The following is a 791-nucleotide window of genomic DNA, read 5'->3' on the forward strand; positions in this document are numbered from 1 at the left end:
TGCCTCACCATGTAACCAATTACCATAACCCTCGTGTGTTTCGATCACATGACCAAAGGTGTGACCAAAATTAAGCAGCGCGCGTACGCCAGATTCTCGCTCATCTTGCGCGACGATATCAGCTTTGTACTCGCAGCAGCGCTGTACTGCCTGTCCCAATATCTCTAGATCAAGCGCTATCATTGCCGCCATGTTGTCCTCAAGCCAAGTCAAAAAATCGGCGTCCATAATCAGCGCGTATTTGATGACCTCAGCCAGTCCAGCGGATAGCTCGCGCGGCGGCAATGTTTGCAACGTGCTCATATCAGCAAGCACCATTTGTGGTTGCCAAAAAGCGCCGATCATGTTTTTGCCTTGTGGATGATTGATACCCGTTTTGCCGCCTACACTTGAGTCCACTTGTGACAGTAGCGTTGTTGGAATCTGAATAAAATTAACGCCGCGCATAAAGCTTGCGGCAGCAAACCCTGTCATGTCCCCTACAACGCCGCCGCCAAGCGCAATGAGTGTCACATCACGGTTAAAATGCTCGATCATAAGCGCATCGTAGATCTGATTAATACTGGTCTGATTTTTGTACTGCTCGCCATCTGGTAGGATGCATACTTTGACTGTAAAACTCTTTTCAAGCGCTGATTGCAAAGGCTGTAAGTACAAAGGGGCAACGGTATCGTTAGTGACGATCAATACTTGCTGACCACTAATAAAGGGGACAATTTGCTCACTCATACTAAGCTTGCGAGCATCTTTAGTAATGACAATCGGATAATCATGGCTTTGCGTCTTAACCA

General features: G+C 47.4%; 1 protein-coding gene. It reads right to left on the reverse strand.

Annotated features, from left to right (window positions below):
- On the reverse strand, window positions 1–791 hold a 791-nt coding region (gene aroB / locus ACTXGO_RS15155), incomplete at both ends, for a 3-dehydroquinate synthase (RefSeq protein WP_443575102.1).

The sequence above is a fragment of the Psychrobacter sp. T6-1 genome, assembly GCF_052258445.1.